Genomic DNA, 19594 nt, shown 5'->3' with positions numbered 1-19594 from the left:
TTGTGGATAAGTTACGTTTGCTGATAAGCGAAGTTGTCCACAAAACGGCAAAAAGAACGTCCTCCGACCACAACCCTTGAAAAAGACCATGTGGTAATCGCAAGTATGCAAGTCTGTTGAATCACGGCAACAACGACGTGCATATCGAAAGGACGATGCAATGAATGCGATGAAGCGACGTATGCTTGCGATTCAGGCCGCGGTATTGGCGGTCTGCGCCATCATCGTGGCGATGACATGCCCGGCAGCGCTGGCCGCCGAACAGCTGCTACGTGCGAACGGCAAGCATTACGAATATTTTCTTGATGGAAAACCGTATGTGATCGGGGTGAACGCGGAATCGAAATCGGGCAAATTCTATTATTGCCGGCAAATCGAAAGCGTGACCGACTATAAGGTGACTGAAACCACCACCGTGGAAAATACGGAAGCGGCGCGGCGCCTCGCATGGCTGCTGTCCGAATATCAATATGACGGGGAGCCGGTGCTTACGTATGCGGCGATCGGCGTGCTGGTGCACCGCAACTATGATGACCAAAAGGTGTGGGCCAGGCATGAGCAATACCTCTTCTCGGTGATGGACGAGCTGGAAAGCAAAGTCAACGAGCTTTGGGAGGAGGCCGCGAACAAGCTGCCGGTTTCTTCGAGGGTGACGCGTGATGATCGGCAGGGATTGCGGTCCGGAAGCCTGTTCGTGCAGTTGCTGGATGCGAGTGGCCAGCCGGTCGAGGGCATATTCACGGCGACGATCGAAGGACCGGCCGTGTTCGACGAAGATGATGAGCCCACGGCAGTCGGCTGGGCCGAACCGGAGGGAACCACCGTGTATTGGCATGCAACGGGCGCCGGCGAGGTCAATATCAAGGTCGGATACCAGTCCGTGGGATTGGATGAGGCTGTCACCGCGCAGAAAATGATGGTGCTGAACGATGTGGTGGAACGTGAGGATAGCCTGCTGACGTTCAATGTCGACAACCTTTATGCTCCTGAGCAGGAAATGCCACAGACAGGAAGTCCGATGGGGCTGGTGTTGGGTTTGGCGGCTGCCGTGATGTGCTGCGGGGCGTTCATGCTATATGCGGTACGGCGACGATGATATGCGGCGATGATGTCGTTTCGCGGAGGTGATGCTTCTCGATGAGAATTGCGATATTTCAGCTGCAATATATTCCGCATGTGCGTGAGAATACGGCTATATCATGCTGAAAACGTTGAAATTAAGCCGCAGACGAACAGATTTTTCTGCTGACGAACTCCCATTTTCACGTATCTACAATCATGGCGTCGTCGATACGAATGGAGGTTGCGATGACAGAAGAACATGCAGATGAAACGATGGTCGCGAGCATGCGTGCGGATGCCGAACGGCAGGGAGCCGATGATCGGAAGGTCACCGATGCGCCGCATTATCTGGCGCGGGTGCTGATGGCCAACGGCATACGAAACATGTATGGCGTGGTCGGCATTCCCGTCACCGATTTCGCGCGCATCGCGCAGGGCATGGGTATGCGATTCGTGGGCATGCGCCATGAGGAAGACGCTGTGAACGCGGCCGCGGCCGACGGATTCATCACCGGTCGGCCGGCTGTCACGTTGACGGTATCTGCTCCTGGATTCCTCAACGGTCTACCGGCACTGCTGGAAGCCACGGTGAACGGCTATCCGGTCATCATGATCGGCGGCTCCTCAACCCGCCATGTGGTCGACCTTGAGGAAGGCGAATACGAAGGCCTCGACCAGATGAACTACGCCAAGCAGTTCTGCAAGGCTTCGCTGCGCATCGACCGCATCGAAGATATTCCGCTCGCGGTGGCCCGTGCCATGCATATCGCCTCTTCAGGACGCCCAGGCGCGGTGTACATCGATTTCCCCGATGACACCGTGGCACAGACCCTGAGCCAAAGCGAAGCCGACCGCCTGATGTGGACGGCAACCGACCCGGCCCCTGCCATGGTGCCGGCACGCGAATCCATCGACGCGGCGCTCGCATTGCTGCAGCAGGCCGAACGTCCGCTCATGGTGATCGGCAAAGGCGCCGCAATCGCCCGCGCCGAAGAGGAAATCCGCGAATTCGTCAAGAAAACGGATATTCCATTCCAGCCAATGTCCATGGCCAAAGGCGTAGTGCCCGATACCGACCCACACAGCACGGCAAGCTGCCGTTCCACCGCGCTACGCAACGCCGACGTGGTATTGCTGGTCGGCGCGCGACTCAACTGGATGCTGTCGTTCGGCCAGGGCAAAACGTGGAACGAACATGTGAAATTCATCCAAATCGACATCAATCCGGAAGAAATCGAAAACACGCGCAGTATCGACGTACCAATCGTGGGGGATATTCGTTCCGCCATGACGCTGCTCAACGGATCTCTGGAAGAATACCCGTTCAAAGCTGACGAAACCTGGCTGAACGTGCTGAAGGAAGCCAGCGCGAAAAACGTGGCGAAATTTGAAACCCGCGAACAATCCGATCAGCTGCCCATGAGCCATTTCAACGCCTTGAGAGCCATCAAAAAGGTGTACAACAAACACCATGAAGATCTCATTCTCACCAATGAGGGAGCCAATTCGCTCGATGATTGCCGCAACATCATCGACATGCTCGAACCGCGCCATCGTTTGGACTGCGGCACGTGGGGTGTGATGGGCTGCGGCACCGGCTATGCGATTGGCGCGGCGCTTTCCACTGGCAAGAAAGTGCTGTACATCGGCGGCGATTCCGCATTCGGCTTCGATGGTATGGAAGTGGAGGTGGCCTGCCGCTACCAGCTGCCCATCACCTTCGTGGTGCTCAACAACGGCGGTATCTACCGCGGCGACTTCGAAAACCTTGGAGCGGACGGTGATCCGTCGCCGCTGACGCTTACCTACAACGCGCATTACGAGAAGGTCCTCGAAGCGTTCGGGGGTAAAGGTTACTATGCCACCACTCCGGAAGAAGTCGAACGCATGGTCGGCGAGGCGGTCGAATCAGGCAAGCCAAGCTTCGTGCATGTGCAGATCGCGCAGTATGCGGGCAAGGAATCCGGCAATATCGGAGCGTTGAATCCGAAGCCGGTGGTCGGAGCCCTCGTTGATTCCGAAGTCACCATGTACGACTACGCGACCGGCGCTCGCATGTAGCGCATCGGCTGTCGGTATGACATGTGGGCGTGCGAACGGTGGAATGCGTGCGCCCACTTTTTCTGCCTGAAAACCAATGATCCGATCAACGTATCTGCAATATCCGGAATATCAGCAATCAAACAATATTGCAGAAGATTGCAGATGGAAAAAAATATAAAGAAAGAACGACAGTGATAAACATACTTGTTGACGACATCGTGCCAATTATTGTCATTATGGCATTAGGGTATATTTGTGGAAAATTCAGTTATTTTGATGACGATCAGCGGCAGGGACTTAATAAACTTGTGTTGAATATCGCGCTTCCTGCGGCGTTATTTGTGTCCATCATCAAATCGACCCGTGCAATGCTTGCGAAAGACGCAACATTGACCGCCATCAGTTTCATCGGCGTCATCGTCATGTTTATGGTGAGCTATTACCTGTGCCGGTTGCTGTTCCACCACAGCATTCAGGAGGCGTCCGTCTGTGCTCTGATCGCAGGATCTCCGACGATTGGTTTCCTTGGATTCGCTGTGCTTGATCCGATTTACGGCAACACCGTCAGCACGAATCTCGTCATAGCCATTATTTCCATCGTGGTCAACGTGGTGACCATTCCGATCGGCATGTATCTGATCAACCTCGGCCAGGCCAAAGACCGAGCGAAGCTTAGCGTGCAGGCCGAAAACGCGGTCAATGCAAAGGTCAATGCAAAAGGCGATATCACGCTTGACCCGGCGCGAGATGCCGCAACCGACAAAACCGCCGAACTTATGGTGCATGGCACGTCGAATACGGGAAAGAACCGCAACGGCAATCTGCAGGCGTTGCTCGACGCACTGAAGCAACCGATCTGCTGGGCGTCGTTATTGGCCATTTTCCTAGTGTTGGTGGGCATTCATGTGCCAAGCCAGGTGGCGCCGACCTTCGATCTGATTGCCAAAGCGAATTCCGGTGTGGCCGTGCTTTCCGCGGGCCTCGCGCTTTCCACGGTGAAATTCTCGCTCGGTTGGGAAACCATCTGGAACACGTTCTTCCGCCTGATTCTGACGCCTGCAGTGTTCCTTGGCGTGGCGCTGTTGTGTGGCATGGGCGGTGACATGAACAAGATTTCGATGCTGGTGATGGCGGTCGCGTTGCCGCCGGCGTTCTCAGGCATCATTATTTCCAGCCGTTACAACATTTATGTAAAAGAAGGCGCCTCGACCACGGCCGTCGCCACGGTGGCATTCGCGGCCACCTGTCTGCTGTGGATCTGGCTCGTCCCCTTCTGCGTGGGCTGATTCAGTATCCTCACTGTAGCTCACGAAGCGCATATAGTAACGGAACGTTGAAATTCCAACGTTCCGTTACTGCATGCGCTTTTTGTGACGGTAAACCGTAAGACGTAAGACATGTGATTGTGTGCGGAAGTGCGGGGCGTGGACTGCAATGGATGTGACGCATAACAAATAAGGGCGAATCTTGTGATCCGCCCTTATTCGTGCGCCAGTGCGCGCTAACTTGCGTTACTTCAAATCAGCCTGCACACCATCGTTGCCGCCGATCACACCGGAATCACGCAGCGAAGCGATCTGATCGTCGTCATATCCCAACGCATGCAGAATCTCACGGTTATGCTCGCCCAGCTTCGGCGCACGCTGGTAATCCGGCACGAAATTACTCATCGTAAACGGCATGCCGATCGTCTTGAAATCGCCGCGCGCATCCTGCTGGTCAATGGTCACAATCGTGCCATCCCCATTCAAATCAGGATCGTTCTCCAACTCATACCAATCCAACACCGGGCCGACCGGCACGCCCTTCGCACCTAATTCCTTGGTCAGCGTGTACTTGTCAAACTGCATGGTGTACGCCTCAACACGCTGGTACACCTCGGTTTTATGCTCGTCACGCGCATTGGCGGTATTGAAACGCGGGTCGGTCAGCCAATCCTCGAATCCCATCGCATGGCAGAAATTCTCGAAGCCCTTCTTGGACTGTTGAACCACTATATATACGTAAGCGTTCGGGTCATGCTCCCAGCCTTTCGCGCGGTAGCACCAGCCAAGCACCAAACCACCCTCCGCATTCGCTGCGCGCGGAATGGCTTTGCCTTGCTTGCCCCACTCATAATTCGGGTAGCAGTCGTAGTAGGAAAGCTTGCCCAAACGGTCGAGAATCAACTGGTCGCGCAGCTTGACACGGCACAAGTTCAGTACCGCATTCTGCATCGACTGGTACACATAGCAACCCTCACCGGTATGCTCGCGCTGCAACAGCGCCGAAAGAATGGCGATCAGCAGATGCATTCCGCTGTTGGAATCACCCAATGCGGCGCCGGACTGCGTGGGCACATTGCGCTCGCCGTCATACCAGCCGGTGGTGGAAGCGGCACCGCCCGCGGACTGCGCGACCGGCTCGAACGCCTTGACATGCTCGAACCGGCTGCCCTTGTTGAAGCCCTTCAGCGACGCCATGATCAGACGCGGATTGATCGCATGTACGTCATTCCATCCGAAACCAAGCTTTTCCACGTCTCCCGGGCCGATATTCTCTACGAACACGTCGGCTTTCTTCAGGAGTTTGGCGAGGATTTTCTTGCCTTCCGGATCTTTCATGTTCAGCGTGATGGATTTCTTGTTGGCATTGAGCTGAAGGAAGTACAGGGAGTACGAGCCATCCACGTCGTTCATTTCATTACGTGTCGGATCTCCGCCCTGCACCTTCTCCACCTTGATGACGTCGGCGCCCATCCATGCGAGCATCTGGGTGCACGACGGGCCGGACTGCACCTGCGTCCAGTCAATCACGGTGATGCCTTTCAGTGGCGCGGTGTCCTGCGTTGCCTTTGTTGCCGTATCGTGCGTTGCGCTGTCTTGCATTGTGGTGTCCTGCGTCGCGTTGTGCGCGTTCGCTTGATTCATATAATGCATTGCCTTGTTCTCCTTATATCTGGTGATATGTGGTTGGCGAGGTCAACGTAGCGCGTGCAACCTTGGAGAACGTTGGATTTTCAGCCTTGAGCGGCAATCTTCGCTTTCGGCACATGCGATTGGCGGATCCGGCGCATTTTCGCCATACTTTCGGCACATGCGATTGATGAACTCGGCTGATATACCCGGTTTTTGTCGGATTTTGTCCAGAAATTGGTTTTGGTGAGATTTGACGGAAAACAAAAAAGCTAGGAATTGTTGCAATTCCTAGCTTTCATTGGTAGCGGGGCATGGATTTGAACCGTGGACCTCTGGTAACGTTGTTGCCCAGAGGTCCACGGTTCAAATCCATGAAGCCCGATTATTTGATTTTATCCTAGCGGCGTAACCCCGCCGGCCGCCAAGGTTGCCGGCCGTGAGTATGCACAAAAAGCTGCCCCCTGCTCAGTGGCGGGATGAAATCACCTTATGGCTCGAATCGCTCACGGCGGCGGGTCTCAGTCAGGACACGATCAACACGCGGCGGTGCAAGATAGGCCACGCGGCCCGATGCCTGGATAAATCGCCCTATGACGTGACGTCAGAGGATCTAGTGCATTGGACGGCCTCGCAGTCCTGGAAGGCGGAGACGCGCAAGGGCTACCGGAATACGCTCGTCGGTTTCTTCCGGTGGCTGCATGCCACGGGCCGGCGCGCGGACGATCCGGCGGTCGCGCTGCCGAAGGTGCGCAAGACGCGGCCGCATCCGCGCCCGTGCCCTGACGTGCATATCCGCGCCGCAATGAGCGCGGCCACGGACACGGAACAGCTCATGCTGCGCCTCGGAGCCGAAGCCGGCTTGCGCCTGTCGGAGATTGCGGCCGTGCATTCGCGCGACGTGCTGGAAGGCGACGCCGGCCCATCGCTCATAGTGCGGGGCAAGGGCGACAAGCAGCGCATAGTGCCCATAGGCGAAGACCTGGCGAAGCGGATACAGGCGGTGCCCGGTTGGCTGTTCCCCGGACGGTGGCGGGGACACGTCGAAAAATCGTATGTGTCCCGCCACCTCACACGGCTGCTGCCGGACGGTTGGGGCCCGCACTCATTGCGCCACCGGTACGCCACGCGCATGTACGAGACCACGCACGACCTGCTGCTGGTGTCGAAACTGCTGGGGCACAGCAGCGTGGAAACCACGCAAATCTACGTGGCGATGCCTGACAGCCGTCTGCGCGTCGGACTGGATGCGGTGACGTTGGCCGGCTAGGCCGCGTGCTGCGCGCGCGACTTGGGCGTGATTGGGTTGTCCTTCCACCACGCCCATAGCGCGGCGCCCACGTTCCATGTGAGGGCGACGAGCTGGTTAACCGTCTCGTCAGCGATGGGGATGGTATCGACGCCGAACATGACCAGGCAAGCGTTAATCAAGCCGAGCAGCAGCACGGCGGCGCGGGCGATGGTCGCGGCGCTGACGCCGGGGGTGCGGGTGTCGCCGCCCTCCACTTGTTCTTCGTATTCCATGGCTATCCTTCCTTTTCGGTGGTCTTGTCGGTGGCGGTCACGCTGATTTCCAGCGAGTCCAGCTTCGCGCGCACGGCGTCCGCGACGATCTTGGATATGTCGGCCGGGTTCGCTCCCAGCGCCTTGCTAAGCGCCTCGATCGCGGCGGTCTGCGCCGTCAGCTGGGTTTTGAGGTCGGCTATGTCGTAACGCGCCTGGATGACGCTATCCAACACGTTGCGGCCGTCGTTGCCCTTGGTCTGGATCAACGCGTCGGCGGCCCGGTCCTTGAGCTCGTTCCGGGTCTGGATGATTCCATCGAAGAGATTGCGGCCGTCGTTGCCCTTGGTCTCGTAAAGGTCTTGCGCACTCACTGTTCCTGCTCCTGTCAAAAGTTGGTTTGCTTTGTTGATTACATAATCCACGTCCAGACCATTCGCGGCCCGGTCGGGACATCCTGCGTGATCGCTGCCTGGTATCTCTCGGTGCAACCACACGTTGCCTTTTAGCCCGTCGTGCCATAGGCGCGGCCAGCCGTATCGGCGCGCGATGTCCGCGCACAAGGCGGCGCTAGCGTCCATGCACGCCTTGGTGCAGGGGACGCCGGCCATGCCGCCTTCGTGCTCGATGCTGATGGTCTGGCAGTTCGACGCATAGTTGCTGTCGGTCCACGGCGCGTCAGTTTCTCGCACATACTGGTGGATCAGGCCCGTGGAGCCGATGCCGTATGTGCTGGACGCCTGGCGCACCGGATTCTGAAACGTCGCGTCGGTGCCGGCGAGACGGCCTACCATGATGTGCAGGGTGATGTGCGTGACCTCGTAGCCGTTGCGTCCCGCGTAGTGGTTGGGGCTGCCTATCCATGTGCTATTGACCATTCATTTGTCTCCTTTCAATCGTCTCGATGCTCGAAAAGCCCTTCCGGTGGCTCAGGCGGTGGTGGCGGTGCTCGCCGGTATATGTGATCCACGAGAGCACGGTTCCATTGCCACAACAGGGAATTGTCGGTCTGCATCTGTTGCGCGAGCCGGTACGCCTCCAACCGGTCGCGCGAGGCGGTTGCTACGGTCTGGATAATCGCGCCCAGCACCACGCCGGCGACGCCGGCCACCGACACGATTACTTCCTCGCTCATAGCTCCACCACGTTGAGATAGCCGGCCACGCGCATTATGCCGCTGTTGTTGGAGTGGAACGAGACCTGGATTCCGCCGGTGCCGTCGGATTCGATGACGGTCACACACTCAATTGCGCTGAACGCATTACCAGAGGTGCTTGATTCCGCCGCACTCGGGAGCAGTGACGAGGCGCCTCCTACCGTCGCCACCCCGATGCTTAGCCATGTCATGTCTGCGATACCGGAGAACTGCATGTATTCTTTGACCAGCCATCGGCCGGCCGGCAGAATCGCATACGCGCCCTTGCTATTGGCAGTCGTCTTGATGTCGGCGCTTCCGGTCACGTTGGAGAACATCATGTATGTGTCGCCGTTGTTCAGGATGAGGTCGTTCGCGGATCTTTTGAACCGGCAGCCCCACGTGCGTTTCTGTCGAATCTCCACGGGGTGCCAGGCGTCGCCAAGACGGTAGTACAGACCATTGCGTTGCATGGTGTCACCGGTGACCACGCCTGATTGTCCATTCACGCCTTCCAGTGACTCCAATGTCTCCAGCGTGGTTGCAGTCACTGGCGATACGCCTTCGGGGGTCGCTCGCGCGTCGATTTCGCGCAAGACCTTTTCGACGCCTTCTGCCGTCTGTCGGAACTGTGTGGGGGCGGACGATACGAGGTCATCGGCCTCGATATAGGGGATGCCGTACACGCTTGTGGTCTTCATCCTTGTGATCCTTCCTGTGTTGGTTGTGAGAATTGTCGAATTAACGCGAGCTCGGCTAGTGTGAACCGGCACATGTCCCATGTGACGGGCCATGCACCCATATCCGCCCACGTGGTCGCGGTATCGGTCTTGACGGGCAACGGCCATAACGTGACCTCGTTGCGGAGCAACGGCCGCCCGCTCGACCACTGGTAGGTGAGCGTGCCGCCGATGGTCGCCCACGCGCCGCCCGTGGCGGGTATGCCGTCGTCGCCGGTGAGACGTGACGACGTGGCGCCCTGGATGACGAGCGGCCCGGAACTGGCGGTGAGATACAGGCGCGCGTGCGTGGCCGGGTCCAGCTTGCGGCCGTCGAACACCACCGTTGCCGGCCGTAACCGCCGGTCGATGGTGACGAGCAGTCGGGCGAACGCGTCACGATCCGCGTCGGTCGGGGCCCACACGCTGCCGCCCGCGCGGCCCCATACGCCGCCCGACTCGTCGGCCGTCACCACGTCGGCCTCAACGGTGACGCTGGATTGCGTGGCCTTCAGGTTCGCCGGCAGCCGGCCCATGTCCGTCAAAGCAGTTTCGTGCTGGTCGAACTCAAGCGCGCCGTCGGACGCTTTCGCTGTCTTGCCCTGAATAACGAACTGGGTGACGGGTTCCGGGATCGTCAATGATTGTTCGTCGTCGGTGATGACGTCGGCGGCGTCCAGGCCGTCCAGCGTCTCGCCCGTCCAGTCGGTCACGGTAAGTCGGGCTGTGTCGTCGATGCCGATGCTGGCGGGCGCGCCGAACGGCATGTAGTCGATGCGGCTCGCGTCGCGGTCGGGGTATTCATACCACAGCGGCCACATTCGTGAGTGCGCGTAGAGACGGTGGAGCAGGGCGAGCTGTGACGGGTAGTCGTCGGTCCGGTAGGGTGCCACGGATGCGGTGATGGGGAGACCGTTGGCGTTGGCCTGCGGCGCGTCCGCCTCCCCGGCACGTCGGTTGAGCTCCGTCAATCGTTCGGCCATGGTGCCGACCCAGTGCAGGCCCGTGTAGCGTGCGTCGGACGAGATGGGCCCTTGTTTCTGCATTCTTTTCCACAGGATCATGCGGCTGGAGGCGCTGAGTTCCAGTAGCCAGCCGTCGCCGTGGGGCCGGGTTTCGCCGCCGTTCTGCACCAGTCCGTCGAACAATGTCGTCGCCGTGCTGGACTTGCCGGACGGGTTGCCGGGCGTGTACGCCTGGTGCATCGCGTCCAAACGCATGCGCTGCGCCGACCATGCGCCCATGTCGTCGCTGAGCATGCCCCATGTGGGTTGTGCCGAGATCTGCACGAGCACGCGCGCGCCGGCCAGGGCGAGGGCGCGGCCGGTGAGCCAGCCGGTCGAGTCGCGCAGCCGGAACGTCATCACGGACGGTTCGGGCTGCTGGTCGATGCCGTCGGTGCCCCACTGGATGCTGAAGCCGTCCAATGCGGCCACGTCGTTGTCGTGGTCGTTGACGGCAACCCAGCCGTCGCCCCAGTCGAGGAACATGAAACACTGCTGCGCCATCAGTTGCCTCGCTTCCGGTCGTAGTCGCGGAGAATCTTCCTGATTTCGCGTGCCACGCCCTCGCGGTCCACGGGCGCGTTGAACGTGACGTTGAAAACGGTGGCCGTACTGGCCGCCTGACTGCCGGCGGTGGTACCGCCGTTGAACACGACGTTGGACAGGCGGCCGTTGATGTTGCCGATGGCGCGGCGCACGTCGGTGTCGAAGCCGAGGCCGAGGCCTTTGGCGAGGCCCTGCATGATGAGGCGGCCGTTTTTCACCAGCAGCACCTTGTCGTAGGCGGCGGGGCCCTTGTGCTCCGCGATCCAGTCGGCGATGCCGCCGATGAACCCGGTCACGTTGTTCCACGCGGATTTCAGACCGTCGAGGAAACCCTCGATGATGCTTGAGCCCGCGTTCCACAGCAGCCGTCCAACATTGCCGATGGCGGACAGGATGCGGCCGGGCAGTCCGCTGAACCAGCTGACCACGTTGTTCCACGTGTTCTGCGCGAACTGGGCGGCGCTGGAGAAGAACGCGCCTATCCTGCCGGGCAGTGATTGGAAGAATCCGATGATGTTGTTCACGCACGCGCCGATGAAGCTGGTGAAGTTGCTCCATATCTGCCGGCCGGTCTCGGTTTGGGTGAAGAAGTAGATTAAACCGGCCACGAGCGAGGCTATGAGCGTGATGACGAGCATGATCGGGTTGGCGTTCATGGCGGCGTTCAGCAGCCATTGTTTGGCGGCGGCGACGGTGCTTGCGATGCTGAATCCCTCCAAGGCCGTTGAGACGGCGGTGATGATGGATGCGGCTTGGAACACGGCGAAGCCGGTGCCGATGCCGACCAGGGCGGCGCTGATGGGTTCCGCGTTCGCGCTCACCCAGTCGCTGAACGCGGTGAGTTTGTCGGCCACGTCGCCCACGATGCCGGCTGCGCCGTTGAAAGCGTCGCCCAACGCGGTGCCCGCTCCGGCCGCGCCGCCCATCGAGTCGAGCAGGGGCGTGAACTGGCCGATGAGGTCGGCGCCGGCTCCGGCGAGGCTTTTGCAGGTCTCCCACACGTAGCCGAAGATGTCGCTGGCGGTCTGCACCGGGCCCGTGTCGTTGAACGCGGTCATGAAGTCCGTCACGGCTGTTTTCGCGGTGTCGAACGTGTTGGCGGCGGTGTCGCGCACGGTGAGCAGGAAGTCGGTTATCGGGCTGTCTTCCTCGATGTTGAACGCCTCGCGCAGTTCCGCGCTGAAGTTGCCGTCCTTGACGAGGGTTATTACGCCCTTCAGGCCGGTTGTGGCCTTGCCGCTGAACGCCGTGATCTTCTCGGCGGCGACGCCCATGGCGGAGGTCACGGCGGGTTTCACGAGGTCGAAGGCGTCGGTGAGTCCGCCGACCACGGACGCTTCGAGGTTGCCCATCGCGCCTTCGATGGTCTTGATGCTGGTGGCGGCCTCCTTGGCCACGTCGCTCATGCCGAGCTGGATCAGCGCCTGGTTGAACTCGTCGGCGGTGATTTCGCCTTTGGCCATAGCGTCCCTGAAGTTGCCGGTGTACGCGCCGTTGGCGAGCATGGCTTCTTGGAGTTTGCCCGAGGCTCCCGGGATGGCGTCGGCCAGCTGGTTCCAGTTCTCCGTCGTCAACTTGCCCGCGCCGGCGGTCTGGGTGAGCATCATCGCCACTGATTTGAAGGTGTCGCTGTTGCCGCCGGCCACGGCGTTGAGGCTGCCGGCCGCTTCGGTCAGTTCGGTGTAGTTGTCGATGCCGTTGGCGGCGAGCTGGGCGGTGGTGTTCTGGATTGTAGTGAGGTCGTACACGGTGCTGGCCGCGTATTTGCGGGTGGCTTTGGTGGCGGCCTCCACGGCGCTGGTGTCGAGGCCGGCGAAGCTCATGGTGTTCTTGAACTTGTCGGTCGAGTCGCTCATCTCGACGACCGCGCCGCTGAAGTTCTTGAGCGTGCCCCACAGGGCGGTCACGCCCTTCAGGGCCGCGCCGCCCATGAAGCTGCCGAACGCGGCGGCCTTGCCGGTCGCCTTCTCGAACGCCTTCACGGCGTCGTCCGCGTTGCCCGTGATGCGCACGGACATGATGGCGCTATGCCCCGCCATTGTCCACCTCCTTTTCGGCTCGTTCCATTTCCTCGGTCAACAGGCGTATGCCGGTGCCCCAGTCGAGTTCGCTGGCCTCGTTCCTCCATTGCCACGGGGTGCCGCCGAAGCGGCGGGCGAGGATGAAGCTGAGCTGGCCGAGCGAATCGTCGGGCCACGCGGCTAGTTCGTAGGGTCCAGCTGCGCGTCCTCCGTGTCGTCGGGCGTGTTGACCACCACGTCGATGATGCTGTCGAGCCACTGTTCGTAGGGGAGTTTGGTCTTGCCCTGCTGGCGTGCGGCGCTGTAGGCGAAGTAGTAGACGAACCGGATTTTGCAGTTCTCCACGGGCCCCCACCCGTTGGTCTGGGCGTGTTCCTCGGCCTGGCATTGGGCGCGGGCGGTGAGGATCACGGTGTCCTCGTGGCCGTCCTGGTAGCCGATAGTCGCGGTCTTCTTCAACATGGCTTATGCTCCTTTGACTTGTTTCATGGTTTTCTCCACGAACGCCTCGTATGGTTTCATCCAGGCGTTTTCGCTTCGGGCCACGCCGTTGTTCACATACAGGCGTGGTTTGATGTGGTGGCCGGGCCACCCGTAGTTGACGGGGCCGGCGTAGGGCACGGCCTTGCGGCCCGCGCGGATCACGCCGGCCTTTTTGGTCGCGCCGGCACGCAGTGATTTCGAGAGTCTGCCGGTCTTGCCGACGGGGGCGAGGGCCTGCACGGCGGGGAGGGCGATTTCGGCCGCTTCGCGGTTCACGCCCTTGAGTTCGTCCAGGTCGGCGCCGGCCTTGCGCATTGTGGCGACGAAGCGTTTCTGGCCGACGACCATCAGGGCCTTGCCGGTGTTCATGCGCTGACCGGGGCCGTGTAGGTGGTGTGCTTGAGGTTCGTGACGGGGAAGCTGAAGTCGTTGGTGTTCTTCGATTTCACGTCGCCGCCGACGGCCACGGGGGTCACGGTCACGTCGCCGGTCCATTTGATGGCCCCGGTCTTGTTGGGCACGAACTCGAACGGCAGGGTCTCGTTGGCGTGGTCGAAGCACCACACGCTCAGGCCATCGGTGCTGAAGTCGTCGCCGATGGTGCCTTCCATCGTCCATGTGGTGGATGTGTTGGCCTCCTGCGATCCGTCCAGATAGGTGGTGGGGTCGTCGGACGAGTTGGATGGGTTGAGCTGCGCCTTGGTCAGGTCGGCGCTGAAGTCGCGGCCCGACTTCTCGTCGGTGATGTTGAACGAGCCGGGGCCGAGTGTGCGCACCTTGCTTGCCATGATGTTCCTTTCAGATGATTTCCAATGGGTTGAGTGTGAGCTGGTAGGCGGCGAGGTCTCCCGAGCCGGCGAGGCTGAGGGTCACGGGCCGTGCCGCCTGGATGTTGAGCTCGTGTTCGGCCATGAGGTCGATGGCCCGCATGACGAGTTCCAACGCGGGGGCCTGGGTGGCCATGGTGCCGGCGATTATGTCGAGCCTCCACGTGATGTCGGGCTCGTTGCCCCACTTCTTGTAGGCGAGTTCGGGCGGTTCGATGAAGACGGCCACCTTGTTCGGCAGTGGTCTGGCCTTCTGTTCGTCGGCCGTGACGATCTGCACGAGGTCGCCCAGGCAGTCTTCGAGCAAGCGGATGAGCGCGTCGCGTTCCTGGATAACGAGGCTGCTCATCATGCCGCCGCCAGACTGCCGGCCATGACGCCCACGGCGTTGAGTTTGGGGTACACGCTGCGAAGCGGGTCGGTGGACACGCGGAACGGTTCGAGCGTCGAATCGGCGACGCTCATCACGCCGAAGCGCGCGTCCCTGCTGTTGTACAGGTCGGCCGCGCACGACACGATGCAGTCGCGGCGCACGTCGTCGGGGCATTTCTGGCCGGCGATGGCGGCGTCCACGTAGGTGGTCGCGGTCCGTATCTTCGCTTTCAGACGTTCGTCGTCGCCGGCTGGCATGTTCACCTCGTCGCGCAGCAGGGCCACGAGTTCGCTGGTCTCGTCCGCCATGGTCAGGCCGCGAACTTGATGGGGATCAGGCCCGTGGGCAGGGTGGCGGCGACGGCGAGGTAGCCGTACACGCTGTAGCTGTCGGTGATCTTGGTCGGGTCGGTGGCGGACAGCTGGGTGGGGCCGCCGGATTCCCAGACGGTCACGGCCTCGGGGTCGATGAAGCAGGCGGTGCCGGCCGGCGCGGCGGGCAGCATCTGCACGGGCAGGCGCAGGAAGCGGCCGGCGATGCCGGTCAGGTCGAAGTCGCCCAGCGTGTCGCTGCCGTCGCCGCTCAGGTCGAAGAAGCGGCTGCCGGAGTCCTTGAGGGCCACGAGCGCCTTCATCACGTCCTTGCTGACGCCGAGGCGGGTCAGGTTGACGTTGCGGTCGTCGGCGATCTCGGCGGCGTCGATGATGAGGCCGGCCCACTGGTCGATGGTCATGGCGTTCAATGCGGCGGGCGCGTCGAGTTTGTTGGGGTCAGTGGATGCGTCGCGCTGGGTGGCGATGGTGTCGTAGAGGAACTGGCGGACCTTGTTCTCGGTAGCTTTCGCGTAGGCGTTGCGCAGGGCCTTCAGCGCGGTGTTGAGCATGGGCGTGGTCGAGCGTTCGATGGTCTGGCGCGACAGGGTGGTGTAGCCGCCGTAGGTGCCCACGGTGGTCACCTTCGTGCCGAACGACACCTTGCCGAACGCGAGCGTGTCGCCTTCCTTGGCCTGCGCCGTGACGCTGGTGGTGTCGGTCTCCACGACGTTGTATTCCATGCTCATGCCGGTGGAGGGCAGGCTGTCGTGGGTGAGGATGCCCATGACCTTGCGGCGCTGTTCGATCAGTCGCAGGTCGTCCGCGATCCAGGTGCTGGTGTTGCCGGTGTCGCCGGTCACGATCAGGTCGCGGCCTTCGCGGTACAGGTTCACGGCCGCTTCGTCGCCGTCCACGAGGGCGCGCAGGTATTCGCCCGCGTTGCGGTATTCGCCGCCCATCGTCTTGCGTTCGGGTGCCGCGCCCTTGGCCAGCGCGGCCTTCATGCCACGCTGTTCCTCCTGGATGCCGTCGAGCATGGCGCGCAGTTCCTCGTCCATGTGGTTCTCCTTCTGGTTGTCGGTTTGGTTGCTTCCGGTTTCGGACATGTTTTCGTGGGCTTGTTCGCGCTGGCCGGTGATGACCGCGTTCGGATACGCGGGGATGCCGGTGACGGCCACCTCGAACAGATCGACCTTGCGTCGATGCACCTCGGTGACGCCGTCGTCGGCTGCCACCTCGCGGTTGTCCACGGGGATGAAGCCGACGCTGAACCCGTCGTAGACGCCTTCGCGCACGAGTTGGATGGCCTCGCGCGCGGCCTGGGTGCCGGCGAGCTTCGCGGTGATGTGCAGTCCGTCCGCCTCGGCGTCCATGCTGGTGACGCGGCCGATGAGCTCGCCGTGCTGGCGGCTGATTTTCACGCTGTCGCGCGAGCCGAAGTCGGTGTCCGGGTCGAACACCTCGGCGTAGTCGCCCCACAGGGCGTACCTGGTGTTGAACGGCACGGCGATGCCGGTCAGGATGCTGCCGTCCCCGTCTTCCGCGTCCCTTACCTGGATGCCGCGCACGTCGAGCATGCGCCGTTCCATCAGTCTGTCGTTCACTGTTGGTTCTCCTTCACTGGTTCCGGCGTGGATGCCAACGGGGCCAGTCCCCGGTCGGCGCGCACCTCGTCCACGGTCATCCACTGGTGTTCCAAAGCGCTGGCGTAGGCCGCGTACCGTTCGCTGGTGTTCGTGCGGCCGCTCGAATCCCAGTCGAACCGCGCCTCGCGGCCGCGCGGCAGAAGACGGTTGAACAGTTCCTCGATCTCGCCCGCGTAGGCGGCCAGCGTGTAGTCGGCGAACTCGATCCAGCTTTGTTCAATGTTCTGGTAGGTCAGGTTGCTGCCATCGACGGCCGCGAGCATGATGGACGCGGGGATGCCGAGCAGTCGCGCGATCTGTGTCGTGTCGAACTTCTGGGTCTCCAGAAACTGCAAATCGGCGGGCTTGAGGTCCAAGGGCACGTATTTCAGGCCATCGGAGACGAAGCGCACCTGGCCGGCCTGGCCGTCCTTGCCCCAGTCGTCCTTCAACGCCTTCAACGTGGGAAGGCTGACCTTCTGCTCGGTGGTCACATAGCCTTTGATGTTGCTGGAATCGGTGTAGAACTTGGCCTTGTAGTCGCGGGCCATCTGCGCGGATTCGACCTCTTCGCGGGCCGCGCCGATGGGTCCCAAGCCCCTGAGCCGTCCGGGCACGTTGAGGAACTTGCAGTGCACGATGTCGTCGGGCGTGTAGTCGCGGCCGAGGTAGCCGTAGCGCAGGCGCGGGCTCGCGGGGTCGTGGCCGTCGTCGCTGACGGTCACGAGCTGCGGGGGCAGCACCTCGCAGGTCACGATCTCGCCGCCGTATCTCACCAGGCGGACGAAGGCGTTGCCGTCGAGGACCATCGAGGCCACCATGTCGGCGAGGAAGTCACGGCGTGAACGGTTGATGTCGGGGCGCTGGACGAGAGCGCTGACGGTATCGAGCTTGATGCCGTTGCGGGTCTCGTTGATCGGCAGGCCGGTGATGGCTGTCTGCAACACCTGCACGCCACGGAACACGGTGGACAGGGTGAGCGGGTCGCATTCCGCGCGGCGGGCCGGGGGCAGGATGCCGTCGGGCACGTCGTCGAGCGCGGCCGCGCCACGGGTGACGATGCCGCCCGCGAGCTTGAGCCTGCGCCAGAATCCAAGTCGTTCGTTCATGCCCACAAGAATGGGGCCGAAGGCGGCGGGCCGTCCAGCACCGTGAAGCCAAGCGAAGCCAAGCGAAGCCAAGCAGCGCCAAGCGGTGCCATCAGACTATGAACGGCGTGGTCTCCTCGGGCTGGTGGGTCGCTCCCCATGCGGCCAACATGCAGCTTTCGAGCGGCGACGTGAGGCCGGTGGAGCCACGGCGGGTGATGCGCCATGCGTCGCCGCTCCACGTGCGCGCGCTTTTGGCCACGCTCATGTCCAGTTCCGTGTCGAGCGTGTGGGTCACGGTGTGGTTCTGCAAGCCGGAAACGTAGGCCTGGCCGACCGCGAGGTAGTCGGCGGCGGAGAGTTCCACGAACCTCACGAGCTGGTCGCCGTAGCTGTCGGTGAGCGATGCGAGCCGGTCGCGCAGGTCGGCGTTGGGGCCGCGCGTGTCCATCACGAGCGGTGCCGCGTAGTCGGTGCACAAACGGGTTATCTCGTCGGGGGCGTTGCCGGTGCCGGCCAGCACCTTGAGCAGTTGGGTGGTGACGGTACCGTCCTGGTTGACGATGCCGACGCTCACGCTGGTGTTGGTGGCGTCCACGTCCACGGCGGCCGCGAACACGATGGGCCGGCCGTCGAGCTCGGCGGGCTTGATCGGCGCGACGGCGGTGGTCTCCCACAGGTCGGCCGCTATCACCCTGTCGGAAACGCCGGTGTCGCGCCTGTTGCCGAACGCGCGAGCCCAACCGGCCACGTTGTCGCCGAACCCCTCGCGGAAGTCGCGCAACTGGGGCTTGTACCACAGGTAGCCGGCGGCGGGATGGTAGCGCATGACCACGTCCAGGTCCTCGGGGTCGGCGTCCTCGGGTATCCCGAAATCGAACCAGCAGGTGCGTTCGGGCACGTCCCCGGCGCGCAAACCGTCCAGCAGCGGGTTGAAATAGGTGCTGTCGGCGTTGCCCTCGGTCGAGGTTATCCACCGTTGCGCGGCCACCCCTGTGCGCATCAGACGAGTGTTCATGGTCGGTATTATGGCGTCCATGATGGTGTCCCCGGCCTCCTTCGTCAGCGAGAACGCCTCATCGATGGTGACCTTGTCCATCTGCTTGCCATGGCCGGCTATCTTGGTCATGGCCATGGGGCTTATCGTGCTGCCGTTCGTGAAGCTCACGCTCATGCCGCCGTTGGAGAACCGGAACTTACGGACCTTCTGCATCAGGCGCGTGCCCTGCATCAGTTCGGCGTACTCCTTGAAATGGTCCTCGGCGTCCTTGCCGGTCTGCGCTGCGTAGGCAATGCGCCGGCGGCGGCCAAGGGATGCGTTGAACGTGTCCGACGAGTCCACCAGCGCCGACTTGCCGCACTGGCGCGGCGTGCTGATCACGACGGTGTCGTAATGGAAGGTGCCGGTGTCTTCGTCTATCTCGCAGGCCACGTCCGCCACGTAGCGTTGCCACGGGATCAGCGGCGTGCCCATCATCGCCGCGATGCCCGCCAATCGCGGCCCCAACGTCCTGCGCGTCTCGTCGCGCCGGGTGCCGCCCCTAATCAGCATCGCCGGCACCTCCCGACCACGCGGCCTCCACGTCGTCGTCCGCGACGACCTCGGCGGGATACATGTCGCGAATCTTCCACAGGGCGTCGATGTACTGCGCCATGTTGCGGCTGATTTCACGGCCCGACCGGTTCTGGCTGTCGATGTTGGCCGCAAGTGAGAGCATGGCCTGGCAAAGACCATCGCGGATGGGGTCGTATTCCGGGTGCGAGTCCTCCAAGTCCTTGACGATGCGGCGCGTGGCCTGCTCCTGCGGGCCGATGTTCCGGCCGGTGTCCTCGTCGAATCCGTCGAGCATCATGCGTTGTTTGCTCCAATCATAAAACGGTGTATCTTGTGTTTTTGAAGAGCGATACCCGGAAAACGTTGATATTCCAACGTTTTCCGGCTTTTTTTATTCTTGGG

The 19594-nt window shown here is 61.6% G+C and carries 20 protein-coding genes; 4 read left to right on the top strand and 16 right to left on the bottom strand.

Annotated elements, in window-relative coordinates:
- Positions 1–160 precede the first annotated feature (160 nt).
- The 3 genes from NBH13_RS05580 (at position 161) to NBH13_RS05570 (ending at position 4391) form a co-directional block, all read left to right on the top strand.
- Positions 161–1096, top strand: coding sequence for a hypothetical protein (locus tag NBH13_RS05580; protein ID WP_144090086.1), 936 nt, complete (start codon positions 161–163; stop codon positions 1094–1096).
- 251 nt (positions 1097–1347) lie between these two features.
- Positions 1348–3123 (top strand): oxalyl-CoA decarboxylase, encoded by a 1776-nt coding sequence (gene oxc, locus NBH13_RS05575; protein ID WP_099571996.1) that lies wholly within the window; start codon positions 1348–1350, stop codon positions 3121–3123.
- 173 nt (positions 3124–3296) lie between these two features.
- Entirely contained in the window at positions 3297–4391 is a 1095-nt protein-coding gene (locus NBH13_RS05570) for an AEC family transporter (protein ID WP_099571949.1), read from the top strand.
- Positions 4392–4616: 225 nt separating this feature from the next.
- Here the strand turns inward: NBH13_RS05570 and frc are convergent, their stop codons facing one another.
- Positions 4617–5972, bottom strand: a complete 1356-nt coding sequence (gene frc, locus NBH13_RS05565; protein WP_350446135.1) for a formyl-CoA transferase — start codon at positions 5970–5972, stop codon at positions 4617–4619.
- Between the two features lie 472 nt (positions 5973–6444).
- Here frc and NBH13_RS05560 point away from each other — a divergent pair, with 472 nt between their 5' ends.
- Complete coding sequence (locus NBH13_RS05560; protein WP_250779275.1) at positions 6445–7269, top strand: tyrosine-type recombinase/integrase; 825 nt, start codon at positions 6445–6447, stop codon at positions 7267–7269.
- Here the strand turns inward: NBH13_RS05560 and NBH13_RS05555 are convergent.
- The 15 genes from NBH13_RS05555 to NBH13_RS05485 all read right to left on the bottom strand — a co-directional run bounded on the left by NBH13_RS05555 (position 7266) and on the right by NBH13_RS05485 (position 19490).
- The gene (locus tag NBH13_RS05555) at positions 7266–7523 is read right to left on the bottom strand and encodes a phage holin (RefSeq protein WP_007051510.1); all 258 of its coding nucleotides are present in this window, start codon (positions 7521–7523) and stop codon (positions 7266–7268) included. The genes NBH13_RS05560 and NBH13_RS05555 overlap by 4 nt on opposite strands.
- Positions 7524–7525: 2 nt before the next feature.
- Positions 7526–8380, bottom strand: coding sequence for an N-acetylmuramoyl-L-alanine amidase (locus tag NBH13_RS05550; protein WP_007051509.1), 855 nt, complete (start codon positions 8378–8380; stop codon positions 7526–7528).
- 14 nt (positions 8381–8394) lie between these two features.
- Positions 8395–8637: a hypothetical protein gene (locus NBH13_RS05545; protein WP_250779222.1), complete on the bottom strand. Its 243-nt coding sequence runs from the start codon at positions 8635–8637 to the stop codon at positions 8395–8397.
- Positions 8634–9338 (bottom strand): hypothetical protein, encoded by a 705-nt coding sequence (locus NBH13_RS05540; RefSeq protein WP_117799505.1) that lies wholly within the window; start codon positions 9336–9338, stop codon positions 8634–8636. The genes NBH13_RS05545 and NBH13_RS05540 overlap by 4 nt, the downstream gene beginning before the upstream one ends.
- Positions 9335–10864: a hypothetical protein gene (locus tag NBH13_RS05535; RefSeq protein WP_242667628.1), complete on the bottom strand. Its 1530-nt coding sequence runs from the start codon at positions 10862–10864 to the stop codon at positions 9335–9337. Before NBH13_RS05535 ends, NBH13_RS05540 begins: the two co-directional genes overlap by 4 nt.
- Positions 10864–12945 carry a tape measure protein gene (locus tag NBH13_RS05530; RefSeq protein ID WP_250779221.1) on the bottom strand — a complete coding sequence of 694 codons (2082 nt, stop codon included), beginning with the start codon at positions 12943–12945 and terminating at the stop codon, positions 10864–10866. Before NBH13_RS05530 ends, NBH13_RS05535 begins: the two co-directional genes overlap by 1 nt.
- Positions 12946–13107: 162 nt before the next feature.
- Positions 13108–13389, bottom strand: coding sequence for a hypothetical protein (locus NBH13_RS05525; protein WP_250779220.1), 282 nt, complete (start codon positions 13387–13389; stop codon positions 13108–13110).
- Positions 13390–13392: 3 nt separating this feature from the next.
- Positions 13393–13779, bottom strand: coding sequence for an HK97 gp10 family phage protein (locus NBH13_RS05520; protein ID WP_250779219.1), 387 nt, complete (start codon positions 13777–13779; stop codon positions 13393–13395).
- Positions 13776–14198 (bottom strand): hypothetical protein, encoded by a 423-nt coding sequence (locus NBH13_RS05515; RefSeq protein ID WP_250779218.1) that lies wholly within the window; start codon positions 14196–14198, stop codon positions 13776–13778. The genes NBH13_RS05520 and NBH13_RS05515 overlap by 4 nt, the downstream gene beginning before the upstream one ends.
- 10 nt (positions 14199–14208) lie before the next feature.
- Positions 14209–14586 (bottom strand): hypothetical protein, encoded by a 378-nt coding sequence (locus tag NBH13_RS05510; protein ID WP_250779217.1) that lies wholly within the window; start codon positions 14584–14586, stop codon positions 14209–14211.
- Positions 14586–14918, bottom strand: coding sequence for a hypothetical protein (locus NBH13_RS05505; RefSeq protein WP_250779216.1), 333 nt, complete (start codon positions 14916–14918; stop codon positions 14586–14588). Before NBH13_RS05505 ends, NBH13_RS05510 begins: the two co-directional genes overlap by 1 nt.
- Before the next feature lie 2 nt (positions 14919–14920).
- Positions 14921–16528 carry an HK97 family phage prohead protease gene (locus NBH13_RS05500; protein WP_250779215.1) on the bottom strand — a complete coding sequence of 536 codons (1608 nt, stop codon included), beginning with the start codon at positions 16526–16528 and terminating at the stop codon, positions 14921–14923.
- Positions 16525–17658, bottom strand: a complete 1134-nt coding sequence (locus NBH13_RS05495; protein ID WP_250779214.1) for a phage portal protein — start codon at positions 17656–17658, stop codon at positions 16525–16527. The genes NBH13_RS05500 and NBH13_RS05495 overlap by 4 nt, the downstream gene beginning before the upstream one ends.
- Before the next feature lie 91 nt (positions 17659–17749).
- A complete protein-coding gene (locus NBH13_RS05490) occupies positions 17750–19189 on the bottom strand; it encodes a terminase large subunit domain-containing protein (RefSeq protein ID WP_250779213.1) in 1440 nt (479 codons plus the stop codon).
- Positions 19179–19490 carry a hypothetical protein gene (locus tag NBH13_RS05485; protein WP_250779212.1) on the bottom strand — a complete coding sequence of 104 codons (312 nt, stop codon included), beginning with the start codon at positions 19488–19490 and terminating at the stop codon, positions 19179–19181. The genes NBH13_RS05490 and NBH13_RS05485 overlap by 11 nt, the downstream gene beginning before the upstream one ends.
- Positions 19491–19594 lie beyond the last annotated feature (104 nt).

The organism is Bifidobacterium intestinale, assembly GCF_023656765.1.
GTDB lineage: Bacteria > Actinomycetota > Actinomycetes > Actinomycetales > Bifidobacteriaceae > Bifidobacterium > Bifidobacterium hominis.
This window is presented reverse-complemented; position numbering and strand designations above follow the sequence as displayed.